The organism is Paenibacillus sp. CMAA1364, assembly GCF_054373195.1.
In genome coordinates this window covers 19,125-37,827 of sequence record NZ_JBITNB010000006.1, presented here as the reverse complement: position 1 = coordinate 37,827, position 18,703 = coordinate 19,125, and the positions used below count along the sequence as shown (strand labels likewise).

At 40.2% G+C, this 18,703-nt stretch carries 19 protein-coding genes; 4 read left to right on the top strand and 15 right to left on the bottom strand.

What is annotated here, in order from left to right; genetic code table 11:
- Nucleotides 1-34: 34 nt before the first annotated feature.
- The 5 genes from ACH8E3_RS06320 to ACH8E3_RS06300 all read right to left on the bottom strand — a co-directional run bounded on the left by ACH8E3_RS06320 (nt 35) and on the right by ACH8E3_RS06300 (nt 4,399).
- On the bottom strand, nt 35-1,192 hold the full coding sequence (locus ACH8E3_RS06320; RefSeq protein ID WP_458631774.1) for a DUF1972 domain-containing protein: 1,158 nt from the start codon (nt 1,190-1,192) through the stop codon (nt 35-37).
- A 40-nt stretch (nt 1,193-1,232) separates the two neighbouring features.
- Nucleotides 1,233-2,336, bottom strand: coding sequence for a glycosyltransferase family 4 protein (locus ACH8E3_RS06315; RefSeq protein WP_458631773.1), 1,104 nt, complete (start codon nt 2,334-2,336; stop codon nt 1,233-1,235).
- A gap of 24 nt (nt 2,337-2,360) precedes the next feature.
- Nucleotides 2,361-3,020, bottom strand: a complete 660-nt coding sequence (locus ACH8E3_RS06310; RefSeq protein WP_458631863.1) for a sugar transferase — start codon at nt 3,018-3,020, stop codon at nt 2,361-2,363.
- An 88-nt stretch (nt 3,021-3,108) separates the two neighbouring features.
- Nucleotides 3,109-3,873 (bottom strand): tyrosine-protein phosphatase, encoded by a 765-nt coding sequence (locus tag ACH8E3_RS06305; RefSeq protein ID WP_458631772.1) that lies wholly within the window; start codon nt 3,871-3,873, stop codon nt 3,109-3,111.
- A gap of 109 nt (nt 3,874-3,982) precedes the next feature.
- Complete coding sequence (locus ACH8E3_RS06300; RefSeq protein WP_458631771.1) at nt 3,983-4,399, bottom strand: hypothetical protein; 417 nt, start codon at nt 4,397-4,399, stop codon at nt 3,983-3,985.
- Nucleotides 4,400-4,616: 217 nt separating this feature from the next.
- On the opposite strand from ACH8E3_RS06300, the gene ACH8E3_RS06295 reads away from it, so the two are divergent.
- The gene (locus ACH8E3_RS06295) at nt 4,617-4,985 is read left to right on the top strand and encodes a helix-turn-helix domain-containing protein (protein WP_458631770.1); all 369 of its coding nucleotides are present in this window, start codon (nt 4,617-4,619) and stop codon (nt 4,983-4,985) included.
- A gap of 28 nt (nt 4,986-5,013) precedes the next feature.
- Here ACH8E3_RS06295 and ACH8E3_RS06290 read toward each other — a convergent pair whose 3' ends face one another.
- The 3 genes from ACH8E3_RS06290 to ACH8E3_RS06280 all read right to left on the bottom strand — a co-directional run bounded on the left by ACH8E3_RS06290 (nt 5,014) and on the right by ACH8E3_RS06280 (nt 8,436).
- Nucleotides 5,014-5,154, bottom strand: coding sequence for a hypothetical protein (locus tag ACH8E3_RS06290; protein WP_458631769.1), 141 nt, complete (start codon nt 5,152-5,154; stop codon nt 5,014-5,016).
- A 188-nt stretch (nt 5,155-5,342) separates the two neighbouring features.
- A complete protein-coding gene (locus tag ACH8E3_RS06285) occupies nt 5,343-7,691 on the bottom strand; it encodes a YhgE/Pip family protein (RefSeq protein WP_458631768.1) in 2,349 nt (782 codons plus the stop codon).
- A gap of 163 nt (nt 7,692-7,854) precedes the next feature.
- The gene (locus tag ACH8E3_RS06280) at nt 7,855-8,436 is read right to left on the bottom strand and encodes a TetR/AcrR family transcriptional regulator (RefSeq protein WP_458631767.1); all 582 of its coding nucleotides are present in this window, start codon (nt 8,434-8,436) and stop codon (nt 7,855-7,857) included.
- Nucleotides 8,437-8,643: 207 nt separating this feature from the next.
- Here ACH8E3_RS06280 and ACH8E3_RS06275 point away from each other — a divergent pair, with 207 nt between their 5' ends.
- Nucleotides 8,644-9,819, top strand: a complete 1,176-nt coding sequence (locus ACH8E3_RS06275) for an MGDG synthase family glycosyltransferase (RefSeq protein WP_458631766.1) — start codon at nt 8,644-8,646, stop codon at nt 9,817-9,819.
- On the opposite strand, the gene ACH8E3_RS06270 is transcribed toward ACH8E3_RS06275, so the two are convergent.
- The 5 genes from ACH8E3_RS06270 to ACH8E3_RS06250 form a co-directional block, all read right to left on the bottom strand.
- Entirely contained in the window at nt 9,810-10,622 is an 813-nt protein-coding gene (locus tag ACH8E3_RS06270; RefSeq protein WP_458631765.1) for a cell wall hydrolase, read from the bottom strand. The two genes, ACH8E3_RS06275 and ACH8E3_RS06270, sit on opposite strands and share 10 nt — an antisense overlap.
- Before the next feature lie 352 nt (nt 10,623-10,974).
- Nucleotides 10,975-12,384, bottom strand: a complete 1,410-nt coding sequence (locus ACH8E3_RS06265) for a deoxyguanosinetriphosphate triphosphohydrolase family protein (RefSeq protein WP_458631764.1) — start codon at nt 12,382-12,384, stop codon at nt 10,975-10,977.
- A gap of 46 nt (nt 12,385-12,430) precedes the next feature.
- Nucleotides 12,431-12,718, bottom strand: a complete 288-nt coding sequence (locus ACH8E3_RS06260; protein WP_458631763.1) for a hypothetical protein — start codon at nt 12,716-12,718, stop codon at nt 12,431-12,433.
- Nucleotides 12,719-13,156: 438 nt separating this feature from the next.
- A complete protein-coding gene (locus ACH8E3_RS06255; protein WP_458631762.1) occupies nt 13,157-14,308 on the bottom strand; it encodes a transglutaminase domain-containing protein in 1,152 nt (383 codons plus the stop codon).
- Nucleotides 14,309-14,354: 46 nt separating this feature from the next.
- Nucleotides 14,355-14,807 carry a hypothetical protein gene (locus ACH8E3_RS06250; protein WP_458631761.1) on the bottom strand — a complete coding sequence of 151 codons (453 nt, stop codon included), beginning with the start codon at nt 14,805-14,807 and terminating at the stop codon, nt 14,355-14,357.
- Between the two features lie 206 nt (nt 14,808-15,013).
- Between ACH8E3_RS06250 and ACH8E3_RS06245 the strand changes: the two genes are divergently transcribed.
- Entirely contained in the window at nt 15,014-16,198 is a 1,185-nt protein-coding gene (locus ACH8E3_RS06245; RefSeq protein WP_458631760.1) for an MFS transporter, read from the top strand.
- A 397-nt stretch (nt 16,199-16,595) separates the two neighbouring features.
- Nucleotides 16,596-16,955, top strand: a complete 360-nt coding sequence (locus ACH8E3_RS06240; protein ID WP_458631759.1) for a DNA primase — start codon at nt 16,596-16,598, stop codon at nt 16,953-16,955.
- A 46-nt stretch (nt 16,956-17,001) separates the two neighbouring features.
- Here ACH8E3_RS06240 and ACH8E3_RS06235 read toward each other — a convergent pair whose 3' ends face one another.
- Together ACH8E3_RS06235 and cyoE are read right to left on the bottom strand one after the other, a co-directional pair.
- Nucleotides 17,002-17,619, bottom strand: coding sequence for an SCO family protein (locus ACH8E3_RS06235; protein ID WP_458631758.1), 618 nt, complete (start codon nt 17,617-17,619; stop codon nt 17,002-17,004).
- Between the two features lie 69 nt (nt 17,620-17,688).
- A complete protein-coding gene (cyoE, locus tag ACH8E3_RS06230) occupies nt 17,689-18,624 on the bottom strand; it encodes a heme o synthase (protein WP_458631757.1) in 936 nt (311 codons plus the stop codon).
- Nucleotides 18,625-18,703: the final 79 nt, after the last annotated feature.

Here is an 18,703-nt window from a genome sequence, read left to right as displayed (position 1 = left end):
AACTCCTTCAGACTATATATTCATCAGAACCATGTCACATGACGATCGTATGCCCTGGCTTCTCACGAGGCATATAATTAGCAGATTCTTGTTGAATAAGATTCAAATACGAATGAGCCACTGCATCCCATTGATATCTATCTCTTATTCTCAATTGCATACGAAGTGATTGATCTGGCATATCCAACGATTTCGTCAATATGTCAGATAAGAATTCGGTTCTAAACAATACACCCTCATTTCCAAGAACTTCTGAGCTGAATGGCCCGTCTATGGCGAATATCCTTTTGCAGGATTGCATAGCTTCTAATAATGCAGGATTCGTACCTCCCACTGAATTGCCATGTACATAGCCGAAGGCATTCTCTCGAAGAATGGATAATTCTTTATGGTCATAGTTAGCAGGAAGAACCATCACCCCATATTCATCGTTACATGCCATCAACTTCAAACTGTATTCGTGATCATCTTGGTAACCAATCAGGACATGCTTGTATCCACGTAGATATAGTTCTGAATGCTGGAACGCTTCTAAGATGTCTAATGGTAAATTATCAGGCTCAAATCTCGTGATTTGAAGAAAATACTTATCTTCTACTAGATTATATTTCTCTAGTACATTTCTCTTCTCATCGTCAGTAATCGATATTCGTTCGGGAGCTCCGTACGGAATAAACTCCGTTCTTTTCATAAAGACTTTCTTATAATATTGTTGAATTGAAATGGAGTCGGAGACAAGTGATTTACAGGTTCTGCTAATGATAAAAGAAGATAGAAAGTAAAAGGCCTTAAATGGAAATGACCATTTGGCTCGTCTCCATTCAAGACCATCGGTATTAATGGACATCGGAATCCTTGTGAATAGCGTAAGCAAGATTCCAAATACATTGGCGTTGTTGAACCATAAAATATAATCGAAACTTTTCTTGTGTTTCATTAGGTATAATCCCGTCTGAATAGAGGATACAAAGGTATCCATACGCTTCGACTTACTACCCTTTATGTAGATTAGCTTACGTCCATGTATGGCTTCCATTCTCTGATCTACACGATGCTCTCGACAGAACACATAACAATCCATCTGATCTCTAACGAATCTTTGACTGATTTCATCAATCGCCGTCTCGAATCCGCCATAATTGGCTGGTAGCCCACGGGTTCCACAGAATGCAACTCTTAATTGTTTACTCATATTCCACCTCACAACCCCTATTCTTCTTTCTCTCCTACCCTTATTGGTAGACTTCAGCCAGAGCTTGAACATAAGCATCCGCAGAAGACTTCCAGGTCCACTTCTTCACTTGCTCCAACCCTTTAAGTCGAAGACTCTCTTGTAATTCCATATTTGTAAGAAGGACTTCCATCTGTGCAGCAATTTCCTCGGCGTTATTAGGGTCAACAAGTATTCCCGCCTCTCCAATAACTTCGGGTATGGCTGTTGTGTTAGACGACACGACAGGGATGCCACTTGCCATAGCCTCTATCGGTGGAATCCCGAATCCTTCTGCGAAGGAAGGATAGACAAAGATTCTGGCTGCCCGATATAGATGAGGTAGCACCACATCATCTACCGAATCGATGATCAGTACATCCTTTTCTAGACCTAGTTCTTTCATTCTTTCGAAGAATTGTGTGAAGCCAAAGTCCGGTTGTCCAACAATCACAAGACAACCTGCATCATCACTTAATTTTTGCTTCAATATCATATACGCATCTAATAGCTGCAGGTGATTTTTTCTCGGTTCAATTCTACCGACCGTTAATATATAGTCCTTAACACCATACTTTTCATATACTAAATCTATCGATAACGCTTTATTGTCTGAGGAGAACCTGCTGATATCTACCCCATTGGGAACAACTTTTACTTTGTGCTCAGGAATTCCGTATAATTCTATGATTTTAGATTTCGAATATTCCGACACCGTATGAATTTGTTTTGCCCTTTTGGCAGAATATCTTACTAGAATCTTGTTCCTTAGCACTTCTCTATTGGTGAAGTACTGTGGATGGGTCTCAAATAGAACATCATGTATCGTGACAATCACATCACACGGCAACATAATCGGTGAGATATAGGTCGTGTGATATAGGTCAATTTGATGTTCTTTTACCAGTGGACTTGTCTGATACGTCAAACGCTTGATCTTAGATGTTGACTTGAAGTCTATATATTGAGGGTCATTTCCATACGGATAGCCTGCAGACCAGAATCCAAAGAAACAGTAATCATGATCACATTCTTGTTTCATAACTTCATGATATAAATTCAATAAATACGTTCTGCTTCCTTGAAACTTCCCTGCCAATATATGAGCATCTACCCCAATTCTCATGGTCAATCTCCTTTTGATCTAACTTTAGAATGCATTCTTACTCCCAAGTAACATTCTGATCGTCTTGAGAATGATGATGAGATCATATGTAATGCTTCTTCGATCTATATATCGAATATCCAACTCAACCATCCTCTCAAATCCGACACTATTCCTACCGCTCACCTGCCATAGTCCCGTACAACCGGGTGTTACGAGAAGCCTCTGCTTATCGTGTGCTGTGTAGTCTAGCACCTCTCTAACAAGTGGAGGTCTAGGTCCAACCATACTCATCTCACCTCGGAGTACATTCCATAATTGGGGGAATTCATCTATACTTGTTCTTCGAATGATTCTTCCTATTCTGGTTACACGTGGGTCATTCTTCATTTTAAACATGGCACCTGACACTTCATTACGATGTAGCAGTTCATCTAGTAAATCTTCTGCATTCGAGACCATGGTTCGAAATTTAAACATTTGAAATTCCTTCTCATTCTTACCGACACGAATCTGATGAAAGAATATCGGGCCTTTGGGATCCTCTAATTTAATTAGTAACGCAACCAATACGAACATAGGCGCGAGCAGGAACATGCCAAGAAGAGCCCCCATAACATCCATGATTCTCTTCATCCATAAATACATTCTTACAGATCGATTGTGATCGAGCATGAGATAAGGATAAGCTAATGGTTTCTCCATAAATACGTCAACTTCATTTCTTTGTGATGTTGGAATCATGTATACCCCCCTAAAAGCAATAGCCTTTTTCTTTATACTCGGTTGTTATTTATTGAAGCCGCCATAATCCCCTTCGTTTAACCACTTGAGGTTCCATTGGTATGATTGGGCGGTTCTCTAACACGTCGCGTGCATTTCGTTGCAATACGCTCACCCTATCAACACCACATAAGTCGGCAATGCTAGCGTAAGCCTCCTGTAACATGTATCTCCTTCGGATCGTATCATGAGCATCAGAAGCTACGAAGTGTATCTGATTCTTCTTACATAATTGGAAGCACCATTTCTGAATCCTTCTACCAAAATGTCCAACGAGTGATTGGGCGGTAATTTGAAATAATACCCCCTGTTGTAACAATTCATCCCTTATGCGATCAGTGTTAACAATGGTATAGTTTCTTTCTGGGTGTGCCACAATGGGTATAAGCCCATTCTTCTTCAATTCATGGATTACAACATGTACATGGTGAGGTATGATTCTAGTGGGAAATTCCAATAAAATATACTGGCTGTTTGCGAGTGTGCATAGTTGGCCTTTATATAATTCATCCATCCATGACGGATGAACATGTACTTCTTGGCCTGGCTCTACGTGAAGTGGAATCTGATGTTGACGCAACACATTATTAAATTTATCTACAGCGTTATGTATCTTGTAAGCAGGTGTGTTATATCTTCCATTAAGATGATGGGGGGTTGCTATCACGGTCGTCATTCCATTTGCCACAGCGGATCTAGCTAATTCAATCGCTTGTTGCACTAGTTGTGGTCCATCATCTATACCAGGTAGTATGTGGCAATGTATATCAATCATTGTTCTTCATCCTCAAGATTCTAATCACCTTAATTCCCACTGAAATGTTAATGCACTTCGTAATCATGTATAATAAATTGTAGACAAGTGTAATGGATCTCAGATGTTGTTAGATCCATAGACGCACTGTTCTTCTATGCAATAGCGATTTACCTTTAGGATTAGAAATCTTGAAATAATCTAGATGAAGCAACATTTTCTTCATGACACTTGTATAGTGTGTGTTGATCCCTTTCAAGTTATTGATTAGGCTGACACGATATTGGAATCGTTGCTCATACATCCCTTTATGTTGGAGTTGTCCGGTTAGCATGACCTTCGATTGCGTATTCTGTATATCGAATCCATACATGATATTTGGGAGTAACGGTAGATCCAAATCACTTAAGAAACATATGCTGTTCTCACCTAATTCCATTAAGAATATTGGACGGCTTTTACTGTATACTTTATTTCCGTTCACTTCCTTGATGTATATGTTGGCATGAAGAGATAGATTGGCCCAATCCTGTATTTGGGAAGTCATAATTTCATTCCTTTTTTATAAAAGAGTTGTATTTCTGATTAAAAATAAGGTAATTAGGTTATATAGATAAAGATACGTTTTGTATCTACGTAACCAAATCTACGATACATTTTGTATCGTGTCAAGTGCTTATTTTTATGATCACTCTTTATTTTCCATAACAACACACAACATATCGCACGACAAATATACTTACATTGCAACTGGAGGTTAATTTATGAATCAGGACAATCGTATTGCAGCGTTACGAGAGGCTCGAGGTTGGACCCAAGATGAGCTCTCCCGTGTGGTCGGGATTACAAGAGCGTCACTTTCTCACTATGAGAAAAGTCGGCGCAAACCAGATTTCGAAATGTTAACAAAACTAGCTGATATATTCGAAGTTTCTATTGATTATTTGATTGGGAGAACTAGTAATCCTAACCTAGTTATGGAGGAAGATGTACGTGAATTTGTAGACGATCTGGAGCTTTCCGATGATAAGCTATTAGAGCGATTTAATCTTACCATCGATGGACGCAGCCTTTCGGAGGAAGAAGCACAACGATTCATTGCGTTTATTCGTGCGGAACGAACCATGAAATAAATATAGTTCCATTTAATAGCTATAGCTATTATTCTACCTGTGTATACTCATTCCATCGATCTGGATGGATGTTACATTGTTCCATAATCTTTAGAATGTCTACATTCCGTTTCTTATCGATCTCTACATTTGCATATGTATCCGTTTGCATTTCCTTCTCACCAGTCATCGATGCCAACCTCGTTTACTATATAATTTAATATCTGCATTTCATATTATATATTAGGCTTTATTTATATGTTGTCGTCTTGTAGCTTCGTTTCATATTCATTTGCTTCTATTTTTGTCGAAAAAAAGTGGTGCAGTTCCACGCCATTTACAGGACTTGGAACTGCACCACTTTTCATTCAAACTATATTATGCGGTAATACTTTGTTCTTTATTAACATGTACCTGATCTGATTTACGCATGAAGAATAAGAATGTTGCCAGTAAGAATATGCCCGCAAAGATACCCAACACCCCAATTTGTGACCATATCATACCAAAGTCTCCTGTTGAGATAACAGCTTTATACCCTTGAACACTGTAAGTCATAGGGAACCATGGATTTAATACTTTTAACCAACTTGGTATAAGTTCTACTGGGAACGTTCCTGCACTTGTTGTAAGTTGAAGAATCAGAATAACAATAATTGCGAAACGCCCTGGTTGATCCAACCATGTCACAAATGCTTGTGCTAAGCACATGAACGAAATACTGGTAATAAAGCTAAATAAGTAGAACATAGGTACACTTTGTACTTCCAGACCTAGACCATACAACACTAATGTTGCAGCAAAGAGTGCTTGGAATATACCAATACTAAAAAAAGTAAGTGTCCGGCTAACAAATCTATTCAAACCTGTTGCATTAGGTACACTAGACTCTCTCAATGGAATAACAATCGTTGTAATCAATGCACCTACGAACAACCCTAAGGATAGGAAGTATGGTGCGAATCCAGTACCATAATTAGGCACTTCATTTACTTTCTCTTCTTGAACAGTAACCGGTGAAGCAAACATACTATACGTTTCATCCGTTCCCTTCACTTCCCCTGCCTTACCAGCAGCTTCGTTCAGTTTGGATGAAAGCTCATGTGAACCATCCTTCATTTTGACGAGACCATCTTCTAATTGAACTGCACCCTCGCTAAGTTTCTTAGATCCATCGGCAAGCGTAACAACACCACCATCTAATTGACTCATACCACCAACTAGCTTCTTAGATCCAGTAGCTATCTTCGCTGCGCCACCTGCTAGTTGCTGACTGCCAGATACAGCATCACCCATCTTCGATCCGAATAATTTCAACCCATTAACGAGCTGCGTCTGTCCTGCATCTAATTGATTCACACCTTCTTGAAGCTTTTGCTGCCCTAGATGTAATTGTGTGCTTCCTTGAAGTAATTGTTGTGCGCCTTGATTCAATTCGCCTGCTCCTGTTTGCAATTGTATGGAACCTGCATGAAGCTTCGTAGCACCTTGCGCTAGTTGTGTCTGTCCTTCGTTCAATTGTGTCGCACCAACAACTAATTGTTGCTGTCCTTTATGAAGCTTATTACTTCCATCTGCCACAGCTTGACTCGCCGCAATTAATTTCTGTACATCTGCATTCTGAGCAAGTTGAGGATTGGTAGCGACTAACTGTTTCAATCCTTGTGCAACACTAGTTGCGCCAGTAGCTACTTGTTCGCTACCTTTAACTGCATCTTGTAGTCCTTGTTCCAATTTAGAACTTCCAGCTGCTGCACTCGTAAGTCCATCTTTCAATTGAGATGAACCTTCCACAGAGGATTGAAGTCCGGCTTCCAATTGAGAAGTACCCTCTACAGAAGATTGTAAGCCAGCCATAAGCTTGGCACTTCCTTGTTCAGAAGTTGCAATTCCTGTCTTTAATTGGGTAGTCCCTTGTTGAACTTGTACAGCACCAGTCTCCAGTTGCTTCTGTGCCGTTTGAAGCTGTGTAAGTCCAGATACCAAGGAGGATGATCCATCATATAATTGTGATGCACCTTGCCCAAGGTCTCCGACACCTTTGGAGATCGGCTTAATTCCATCTTGTAGCTTCAATGTCCCATCTACCATTTTGCCCAAGTTAGTGACAAGCAAGTTCGCACCATCATCTAACATCCCAGCACCCTCTGATAGGACACCAGCACCCTCACCAGCATCTTTGAACCCAGTAGACACTGTCTTAATCTGATCAAATAGTGTCTTGGTATACACTTCAGTCACCTTTGCAGATACCTGTGTTCTAATACGTTCTACCGCTGTACCACCAATCTGCGATGCCAAGAAATTGTATCCCTCGTTAGGTTGGAATATAATCTCGGCAGGCTGTGGATGTTCATTAAGTAATGTGGTGGCTTTGGATGAGAAGTCCTCTGGAATGAGGATCGTCATATAATAGTTATTATGTTGCATACCCTCTTGCGCTTCTTGCAATGTAACAAACTCCCACTTGAATCCATCCGTTTCCTTCAGTTCCTTGACTAAATCTTCACCCACATGAAGTGATTTACCTTCATAGTCCGAACCTTGATCTGTATTCACTACCGCCACAGGTAGATCAACCATTTTGCCATAGGGATCCCAGAAAGCACCCAAGAACATCCCACTATACATCACAGGTATAAATAGAATCGCTATCATAGTGATCAATACCTTCTTATTTCTAGCGACAGCACCCATATCTTTGAAAAAAACACTCATTGATTTCATATTACAATCCACTCCTCCAAGGTATAGGTACATTATGACCAGAATCCTCATTCAGTCATAACACGACCAATAAAAACTTCTCTCCGAAATGGCGATGTGCTCTTTCACATTCATCGCTCTCAAAGGAAGTTATATTATATATATATATGTCGTTCTTCCACACTTAATGACGTTGTACTAATCCATCCGATAATAATAAACGGAAGTAATGCTTAATTTCTTCTTTACTTATTGGGTCATGATATTTACTGACTTCCGTTGATAAGGTAACATATAATTTCTTTATAATGATTGCTACAATCTTGGGATCACAAGGTTTGATTTCTCCACGATTCAGACCATTCTGAATTCCACGTTCCAAATACTCTAAGATCACACACTCCACTTTATCCAGCGCTTCTAACACTTGTGGTGTTCCGAAGTCTCTTAACTCATGCGACAATTTAATGAACAACTCATGTTCTCTGCGAAATTCAAGTAAACTGTCAACGACTCTATACAGAGTATCCAAAAATGCACTGTCATCACTAATCTCTCGATCTGCAATTTTCTTCATCTCCATAATGACTCCATATAGAATTTCATCGAATAATTCTTCTTTATTCGTAAAGAAGGTGTATATGGTTCCTTTACCAACGTTGGCAATTTTAGCTACTTGTTCCATCGTTGTCGCCTTGTACCCAAAAGTTGCAAAGGATTGGGCCGCAGCAGTAAGCACTTGCTTACGACGATCCATCACAGCCATTTCATCACTCCTTTCTGACACAAATTGATGTGTGTTTCTGACCGTTTTCCATTTGTGGTCATTAAGTCAATTTAATATAACACTTGTTTTCTAACATTTCAACTAGAATTTTATACACGTACAATCCACCCTATAATAAATACAGAACTAGTTATAATCGCATGAATTGTGTATATTATACTGAATAAGAAGGGAGTGGCTGAACGCATGGAAAAGAAACGAGTACTTCTGTTCTCAGAAGGATTTGGAACAGGACATACACAGGCCGCTCATGCCCTAGCTAGTGGTATGAAGAAACTTTACCCTAATCTACAGTGCAAAGTCATAGAACTCGGGAATTTTCTGAATCCTACGATTGGACCTTGGATACTATCCACCTATCGCAAAACCGTTAGCACATCACCAGCCATTATCGGCTTACTATATAGAAATCGATATGATAAATCGTTAACCCGACTCACCCAGCTTGCCCTGCATCGTATATTCTATACACATACGGCACAAGTGATCTTGCAATTGCAACCAGATGTTATTATTTGTACGCATCCCTTACCTAACAGCGTCATTTCAAGATTGAAACAACAAGGAATGGATATTCCTCTGATCACACTGATCACAGATTATGATGTACATGGCACATGGATTAGCCCGGAAGTAAATTACTATTTAGCATCCTCACCTGGAGTATATAATCTACTGCTTGAACGTGGGGTAACACCTTGTAGAATTCAAACAACGGGTATACCTGTACATCCTGATTTCTGGGTCAGAGGTAATAAGGAGCAATTACGTGAGGAATTCCATCTTGCACAAATGCCCACCGTGCTTGTAATGGGAGGCGGATGGGGTCTTACCCTAAAGCAAGATTTGTTACAACAATTCGTATTATGGGCAGATCAAATTCAGCTGATTGTGTGTCTAGGCAGTAATGTCAAGCTGATTGATAAGCTGAAATCTAACCCAGCATTTCACCATACTAACATCCATATCATGGGATACACTCGTGAAATTTCTAAATTGATGGACGTTTCTGATTTACTGATTACCAAGCCAGGGGGAATGACTTGTACAGAAGGACTCGCCAAAGGAATCCCTATGCTGTTCTTTCAAGCTATTCCAGGACAAGAAGAACAGAATAGCCAATTCTTCGTTAATCACGGGTTAGCTGAGACCATCCATTCCCCTGATGTCATCGATACGTGGTTCTCTAGATTGACGAAACAATATAAAGACCAAAAGGCAGACCAACCACAAGTCAAACCTATTGAATCCTATTACCAACCTCAATACTGTGCACAAAAGGTAATAGACATTATAAATAGACAAACACACTCGTCTGAAAGTTCATCAAAAACCTCTGCGTTAACTGAATCTTACTTATAGAAGGAATGATTTCCAATGGTTTTACTAAACGTGCGTGTATGGTGTACGGTTAAATCTTGCGCTAATGTTAATGACAAGAAATAATACGTATCTTCACTAACTTCTTTGCGTCCATTCAAGGCTTCATTCACAGCATAAATAACATCCGTAGATGGCTTGACACGATCAAACCGGCCATTGCGAACTGGACTGAATTGATATTTCTGATAAATCACCTTATGAATTGTATTTGGAAAATTAGCTGACCGTAGCCGATTTAAGACAACATTAGCAACTGCTATTTTGCCTTCGTACGGTTCACCTTCTGCTTCTGCCATCACGATTTTTCGTAGCGTCTGCAGTTCTTTATCGGTTACAGTGTATTGTAAAGTCGATTGATCCTTGTCAATCTGACTAAGCATTTGGGTCCGAGTAAAGAATAACTCCTTGGGGGGTGTGAGTTGATGGTTAACTTCAATTACCGGTTCAACGAGTACTGCCGGTTCTTGCGCTTCTACCACTTGAACAACTTCAGTAATATTAGTTGCCGTGTTCTGTGATGGATCCTTCATTGTATTGTGCACGATGTTTAAAGTCTCTTGTTTCGTTGTCAGCAGACTGTAAAACGATTCCTTGCGTTCGATCGTGTACGTTAGCAATGGTGTAAATTTATGTTCTTCTTTCCCTTTAACTATATCCTGATTGTATAAATCCCCCTGAATCTCCGCTTGTTCTTCTTGTATCATAAAGCTAATTGCAGAGAAACACACTAGTATCACACCAATGAGTAATGCAATCCAGCGATGATGTCTAATCATATTCATATAAACCTCCTAAAATTCCGGCACTGCCCTAAATATGTAACCGAAAATATAGGTTTTATTAACCATTCTAGCAATTTTCGAAACATGTTCATTTACATTGGACATCAATCTAGTACATCCTATTTTGGAATATATTAATTTTTCTTATCTTTGTGATTATACTCATTCTCGATATAATGTACAAGCTTTATAATTCAAATAAACAGGTCAATAGACCTATGCACATGAAATAATCTACGCTATCTATTCTTCAGTCAATAGAATCAGAACCTAATCATATCAAGTGTTTGAGAGATTTATATAGGTTCTGATTCTTCCTGTTTCAAATGAGTATTTTGATCTATATATTTTTCTAATCTAAATCATAAATAGAACCCACTTTCAGTCCATAAAGCTCATTATATATCTTTTCTGCAAAGGAATCTGTCATGCCTGCAATATAATCAATGACCATGTGCTCCCAAGTCCAAATGGGGTTATCTTTCAATTGATCTCGTTCATAGCGCTGCAACCAATCGGATGGAATAATCGATTTCGACATTTCTGGATCTTGAAAAGCATCCCATAATCGTTGGATAATCCATTCACTTCTTTTCTGCAGACGTTGAACCCGTAAATCTTTAATCATAGTTACCCACGCGAAGCTCTTTAGAACACTGACGGTGCGCAACATATCTTCGTTCTCTATACCCTCTTTTATAAAAGTAACTTTTTTCCAATCCTCCTCACAGAGAACTCCCAAATTACTTACGAACAGACTAACCCAATAAGCCTTCACTTCACGTCTCGCACGAGAATAATCATGCTCACAGATTTGCATCTTATCTTTCCATACTTGTAAGAAGGAGGAGAGTACTTCTTCTACTTTCGGCTGAATCTGTTCTTGCTTCCAACCGTTCCAGAAGGCGTCCTCAAGTGTCATAATTTTCTCTACAATTAATTTAATCGTATTGGGATCGAACAAGAAATGCTCATGTACTTCTATTTTGCCTGCCTTAATCCCATCCTCCAGATCATGTGCCGAATACGCAATGTCATCACACAAATCCATTAATTGAGCTTCCAATGTCAACTTACCATCTGGAATTCCCCAACTTCTGCGAATCTGTGAAATATACGCCCACTCATGCTTATATAACCCTTTCTTGAGGACAGTTCCTGGAAATGGATATTTATTAATACCTAGCAATACAGCGTCTGATAAATTAAGCCCATCCACGTTCTCCCTTTTCTCCAGGAACATAATTAATCTGAAGTTATGTGCGTTGCCTTCGAAATGTTCATACTTCGTTTTCAGACCACTTTTAATTTTCATTAATTGTTCTGCTGAGCAGTATCTTCCTTTGGTTGAAATCCTTACCTTCTCTTCAATAAAACGTTCAAGGATGTCATCGAGCACCTCTTCGCCTTTATGTCCAAATGGTGGATGGCCGAAGTCGTGGGCAATCGATGCGCATTCCACTACCTCTGGGTCAATGACAAGTCCAGGATTACCCGCCATTTCAAGCGTAACTTCGGGATAAGAACGCACAAGACTTTTTGATGCTTCACGTGCAATCTGTGCGACTTCAAGTGAATGTGTCAATCGTGTGCGATAATAGTCACCCGTTCCCGCTCCGAACACTTGGGATTTCCCTTGAAGACGGCGAAAAGTAGGTGAATGAATGAGTCTTGAATAATCTCGTTCATACGTAGCACGAGAGGCGTCTAACTTGGTCTGTTCCGGATATTGTCGATGTTCTCTCTTTTCTTTAAGTGTCATAGTGAATCCCTCCATACTCCGTATTCCTGTTGTTTAATACTTCTTGTTATTTCTTTTTACGTCTAGTTAATGATATCCCTCCAAAGCCACTAATGATAGCAACATAGAATCCAAGGTCGTACCACCAGCCACTATTGTATATTTCGTAGATACGAATCTCATCCTTGAAGAATCCAATTATTAATGAAATAGGTGCCAACCAGCCGTGCCAGACTCCCCAGAAGAATCCCGCAGGATGATCAATGGTGGCCTTCCCATCCCCAGGAACACATCCTGTCAATGAGATTATAGTAAGTATCGCTAGCCCCATAAGTAGTATGACCTTCTTCTTCACTTTAGTCGCCTCCTAAATAAATAGTAATTGAATTTATCGTTCGTTCCAATAAGTTAGCCTTGCTTATATTTCCATTGTTATAGCGAGGGTGTCACAGTTAGTTGCAAATTTGTCCTCTAAATCCAGCACTATTCCCCTTTCTCCTACTTTAAATGCTCAAATGACATTTAATTCCCCGAAAAACCTACTTTTCCGCGATTCCTCCGAGTTTAACTGTCATCTAGACACTTATTCCCACAAGCTAACCTATTTTTCTAAATTAAGTATCGTTTGGGCACTTATTCTGTTCCTATGATCTTCCTTCCTCCGGAATTCATGCGGAATACATCTTTCGATTTCCGTGAAGAATTACACTCTCTACTATGAAAGAAAAGGCAAACCTCCCATCATAGGAAATTCGCCTTGTGCTTCAAGAAGTTATATTAATTTGATGTCATACTATAGAACTTGATCCTTAATATGCGTCTCCGCAAATTTCGGTGGATTAAACCAATTGCCTGTCTGTGCCCATGTAGGGTCAAGCGGAATCCACTTATTCTCGGTGCTTAGATAAACTTCATTCCATGCATGAGGACCGTATCCTCCTTGACCATTATACCCTAGTCCAGTCACGACTTTGACATCAAGTCCCTGGGATTTCGCCATCACTGCATACAATCTGGCATAGTCTATACATACACCAAGCAACGTGTCATACGTATCCCGAGGTGTCTGCTCATGCCATACACCTCTTTGTTCATAGTCATCTACTTTAGCATAATCATACGCAACACGTGATCCAACCCAATCATACAACAAGCGTGCCTTTTCTTCATCCGTCTTCGCTGTGCCAACAATCTGAGCAGCCGCTTCTTCGATATCTTCCGGAATAGAGCGGTCAATGATATCATACTTGCGTTGCAGAATACCGTTTAGCTCTTGCTCCACAGCCTTAGTGAAGACTGGCAGTTTCTCTTTCACTAAATTACCCGATAATGGCTCGATAATCATTCGAGCTGCATCTTGATATACTGCCGACCCCTCAATATGAACACTAAATTGACTTGATGGAAATACCGTGACGTAAATAAATAGGGCGGCGATAAGCATAATGCAACGTAATACCCCCATCACAGCTCCAATTCCCATACCAGTCAGCCTACTGATCGAATTTGCCGACTGACCCCTTTTGGAGGAGAACAGAGAGATACCCTTCCCGAATAACAACCTGATAAGCATACTGAATAAGAATCGAATGATAGAATAATTGATTATAAAGAGCACAGCGAACCGCATTAAGGAGAAATCCGCTATAGATGTAATGATCGTGTAGTATGTCTGCTCCCATCCACTCAAATCTGTGTGGGGTAACGTAGCACTATACTTTAATAGCCGTTCTTGTACCCAAGGCGACATCCATAAAGTGAATGGAACGGAAATCGCTAGTCCAAGGAACGTAAGCCCCACATCACGAAGTAACGTAAACAATCTACCTGCTGAATTCGAAGCCCCCCTACGCCAACCTTGAACGATCGATAGAGCCAGAACACAGACAACGATGACTGTAACGATATTGAAATCTTGCAAACTCTGAATCCATCTGTAGAACACGTCATTAATCTCCCCTTCACTTATACACAGGGACGGTCGGTATATCTTACTTCTTGGTGGTTGATGCGTTCGTTCGTGCCGTTTCAATGAACGTTATGATTGAATCGTTCACTTTCCACTCTCCCACGGATACCCCTTTGACGGTCACCTGCACCGTTTCAGTTCCAATCTCACCCTTCATAGTCATGTTAGGTGTAGTAATCTTATACGACCCATCTGTATTCTCTGAATATTTCGCTTCTTTCGCTTCTTCTAACATCATATCCATCGCTTCACTCTTAAGATTATTAACGGTCTCATCTTTCACTGTTGTTACAACTTCCCCAATCTTCTCGATAGAGATACCACTGTAAATGAGCAGTCCTGCGACAATCACTATAGCAAGTAACCATTTCACCATCGATTTCATGAGTTTGAGCACCATAAATAATACCACAAGAGCGATAACAATAACGAGCCAATTATCCTTCAAGAAGTCACTCCATAATTGTACGTCCATCCTTTAACAACACTCCCATCCATATATCTCACGATCAACCACTGTGTCAGTAGTCGATTATTTCCTAATTATACATGATTCCCAGATATACTGTCAGCCTAACCCTACTTGTACAAAATAATACGTTAAGCTGTTCTGATTCAATCCTCTCCAACGTACAAGTAGTATAGACAACAATTATCGCTTACGTAGAAAGGGGTCTTCATGTGAAAACGGCCTTATGGCTCTATATTTTTCTTTTTCTAGCCTTTTTCGATCTGCATGCTCAATACCCCATTCTCACACCATTTGCAGTATCCCTCGGTGCTACTCCTGTCTTCATTGGATGGGTCGTCGGTATTTATGCACTGACACACCTTCCGGGAAATATCATTGCGGGCAAGGTGATTGATCGTCATGGGAGCCGCCCTTACATTATATTCAGTCTGATATCTGCCGGGATTATTCTTCTACTACAAGCATATATCCAATTCCCTTTTCAGTTACTTATCTTGCGTGCTATAAGTGGATTCGTATTAGCCTTTCTGTCCCCTGCTTGTCTAGCCCTTCTAGCTTCCTTATCAAAAGATCCTGTTACTCAAGGGAAGTATATGTCCGGACATGGCGTCATTCATACGTTGGCATCCATTCTATCACCAGCAGCAGGTGCACTTATTGTTGCTAATCTAGGCTATTCTATAACATTTCTCAGCCTTGGCTGGCTACTTATCGCAACAGGTGCTTTCGCTATGTTCAGCGTACCCAAATCCCTTGGTGTATCTAAGGATGCTAGTGGCAGATCTAGAGATTCCATACCCTTTGGTCCTTTCACACAACCTGTCGTATCCAGCATCTCTTTACGTTATTACACACTTCCATTCGTCGCATCATGTGCTCAAGGTATTCTATTCTTTGAAATCCCTCTGCGGAACACCGATATATCTGGCGTGATGTCGACAGGCATTCTATTCTCTGTCGTTAGTCTTGGCGCACTTACAACCCTCTGTCTACTCTTTCTGAATCGATATTCACCTATGAAAAGGGTCGTGTCGGGTATCTTTCTGATGGCATGTTGCTTCTTCACGCTAGCTGCATTTCCTCAAATCCCAATAGTAGTCATTCTATTTATCATGGGTTCATCCAAAGGGATCATCTTCCCAGCTATGGCTTCCCTATTCATCAAGCTTAGTGGTGGTAGCCATTTAGGTCGAGTGTTCGCCTACCAATCGATCGCTATGTCTTTGGGCTCATTTGTTGGACCTGTCACTTCTGGGCAGTTACGTGATCAATTCTCTCCTTACTTCATCGCGTTCCTTATACTCATGATTGGATTAATGATCATTCCCATTTCTCGTCAGCCTGCAAATACGCTATACACGAACAGTACACATACCCATCCTGATGCGATATAGGCCATCACACAAACCATTACAATTGCCCCACATACAATACAGTGAGTCAAATAACTACTAACCAGAAGGAAGGGTGAATGATTATGGGTCATTGTTGTCCTAATCAACAGATTCAACCTATTGCAACTGCACCATGTGTTATGGGTAAATCTACAGGTATGATTTTAGTTCTTTATATTTTATTGGTTATTATCGTATGTGCATTCCCAATATTCTGCTAATCCATTGAACTCCACTTCACAACTAGGCTCTCATTTAAAAATGAGGGCCTTTCCCTTGTTACACTTCATTTGCAAATGTCAGACTAAACAAGATAGACTATAAGCAAACGTATGAAGATTTTCAACATTTCCCGGGGAATTGTGATATTCTCTCGACTATTTATGAGGTGATGATCATGGCTATCTATTTAATTGTCGAAGGCAAGAATGATCGAACCAAGTTACAACGCCTTCTTTTGCCAGAAATTAATATTCTATGCACTTTCGGTACATTAAACGCCACTAAACTTGAAGATCTGCGAGCACAAGTCATGAATGATAAAGTTATATTATTCATGGACAACGATAAGTCCGGCACAAGAATTCGTTCTGTATTACGAGATGCCTTTCCTGATGCCCTACATCTCTATACACGTCGTGGATATGCGGGTGTAGAAGGTACACCTGACGAATATCTCGTTGCACAATTGGAGAAAGCTTCACTTCATGAATATGTTATATATAGTGCACAACAAAAAGACTTCTCGCCTGAATGAACCCTATAATGGGTAGGCGAGAAGTCTGTCATTTTGTCATGAATAATTATTTTTTAGCAAGATCCTTAAGGTCATTAACTAATAATTCTACAGATACATCATCCGGATCATTCGCATTGTACAAATGACGAACTTGGTTATCACGATCCACAAGTGCAATTAAGTTAGCATGAGAATAGTTACCTTCGCTATCCCCTAGGATCATTATTTTGAACGATTTCTCTGCTAAATCCCACACTGTATACTTATCTCCCCTAAGGAAGTACCAACCATCATAATCGGCCTTGAAGCGATCACCGAATTTCTTGATTTCTTCCACCGTATCTACTTCGGGATCAAAGGATATGGAGACGAACTCAATATCTTTGTTGAACAGACCTTCTTCCTTCAGCTTGTCTTGCACTTGTGAGAGCAAGAATGTCGTCACAGGACATACATCAGGGCAACTGGTGAAAAAGAAGTAAAATAGTCGAACCTTACCTTTGGTATCATCAAGAGTCACTGTTGTCTTATCTACATTCTCAAACGAGAAATCCTCTACAGTAGAGATCACTGGCCATTTGTCTTTGCCTAACCCTAGTGACGATACCAATAAATAACCTGCGAGAATGATCAATATCCCAATCAAAGCCCATGTCCATTTGTAACGCTTAATCATTTGCATTCTTAACTCTCCCCCCAAATAATCATACAGCCATCGTTAGACTCACCTAATATTGTGGTGTTCTCATCTCTAGAATGTCGTATTGAGTACGAGAGCGATAAGACTTACCGTTAAATAATTGATTGAAAATAAGAATACTTTCTTCGCCCACACTTCATCATCTTTCGCTCTGAACCCTTGCACAGTCAAGTATAACCATATGAGGGACAATGCCAACGAGATGCTCATGTAATAAATTCCTGCATATCCATACACATACATTAGGATAGGCACTGGAATTAAAGCGATAAGATATGGAATCATTTGGTATTTTGTTCTTGTAATGCCTTTCACTACGGGAAGTAGTGGATAACCTGCCGCACGGTATTCTTCTACACGGCGTATACCTAATGCCCAGAAATGGGGAGGTTGCCACAAGAATAACATGGCAAATAAGAGCCATGCTCCCATATCTACCGTACCTGTCACAGCAACATAACCAATTACAGGGGGCATAGCGCCGGATATTGCACCAACGGATGTACTCCATGTTGAGGAACGTTTAAGCCATAGTGTATAGATTACTACATAAACAAACACACCAACCAATCCGAAAATACCTGCCAGTATACCTGAAAATACAAATAATACGATCTGACCGACGACCCCTAGAATGATCGCGTACCATAACACAACGGCTGGCTTTAACCTGCCTGTTGGTAGAGAGCGTTCACGAGTACGCTCCATCTTCAGATCAAGCTCTCTATCAAAATAATTGTTGAACACACAAGCAGATGCCATGACAAGGATTGTCCCAAGTAGGGTCATGATCATCTTCCCATATTGCAAATCCCAGTGAGAAGCTAACCAATATCCAGCAAAGGCAGCTATTACATTGGATCGAATGATCCCTGGTTTGGTTATATTAATAAAGTCTCTCCAAGTTCCTGATTCATGTGGTGGTGTCTCACTAACAGAAATCACTGTTGAATCTGAAGGAGCTTGGTAACTCATGTGATTATCCACGTGCTAAGTTCCTCCTCTATTTCCATCTTATTCTGTCTTCAATTGTCATACGCTATAAAGTTTATCATATTAACAGTGA

Bases quoted from the DNA above. Each gene is read 5' to 3' on its own strand.
- ACH8E3_RS06295 (WP_458631770.1), top strand. From the start codon at position 4,617: ATGAATCAGGACAATCGTATTGCAGCGTTACGAGAGGCTCGAGGTTGG.
- ACH8E3_RS06270 (WP_458631765.1), bottom strand. From the start codon at position 10,622: ATGAATATGATTAGACATCATCGCTGGATTGCATTACTCATTGGTGTG.
- ACH8E3_RS06265 (WP_458631764.1), bottom strand. From the start codon at position 12,384: ATGACACTTAAAGAAAAGAGAGAACATCGACAATATCCGGAACAGACC.
- ACH8E3_RS06285 (WP_458631768.1), bottom strand. From the start codon at position 7,691: ATGAAATCAATGAGTGTTTTTTTCAAAGATATGGGTGCTGTCGCTAGA.
- ACH8E3_RS06240 (WP_458631759.1), top strand. From the start codon at position 16,596: ATGGCTATCTATTTAATTGTCGAAGGCAAGAATGATCGAACCAAGTTA.
- ACH8E3_RS06300 (WP_458631771.1), bottom strand. From the start codon at position 4,399: ATGACTTCCCAAATACAGGATTGGGCCAATCTATCTCTTCATGCCAAC.
- ACH8E3_RS06250 (WP_458631761.1), bottom strand. From the start codon at position 14,807: ATGGACGTACAATTATGGAGTGACTTCTTGAAGGATAATTGGCTCGTT.
- ACH8E3_RS06310 (WP_458631863.1), bottom strand. From the start codon at position 3,020: ATGGAGAAACCATTAGCTTATCCTTATCTCATGCTCGATCACAATCGA.
- ACH8E3_RS06315 (WP_458631773.1), bottom strand. From the start codon at position 2,336: ATGAGAATTGGGGTAGATGCTCATATATTGGCAGGGAAGTTTCAAGGA.
- ACH8E3_RS06235 (WP_458631758.1), bottom strand. From the start codon at position 17,619: ATGCAAATGATTAAGCGTTACAAATGGACATGGGCTTTGATTGGGATA.
- ACH8E3_RS06280 (WP_458631767.1), bottom strand. From the start codon at position 8,436: ATGGCTGTGATGGATCGTCGTAAGCAAGTGCTTACTGCTGCGGCCCAA.
- ACH8E3_RS06320 (WP_458631774.1), bottom strand. From the start codon at position 1,192: ATGAGTAAACAATTAAGAGTTGCATTCTGTGGAACCCGTGGGCTACCA.
- ACH8E3_RS06290 (WP_458631769.1), bottom strand. From the start codon at position 5,154: ATGACTGGTGAGAAGGAAATGCAAACGGATACATATGCAAATGTAGAG.
- ACH8E3_RS06275 (WP_458631766.1), top strand. From the start codon at position 8,644: ATGGAAAAGAAACGAGTACTTCTGTTCTCAGAAGGATTTGGAACAGGA.
- ACH8E3_RS06305 (WP_458631772.1), bottom strand. From the start codon at position 3,873: ATGATTGATATACATTGCCACATACTACCTGGTATAGATGATGGACCA.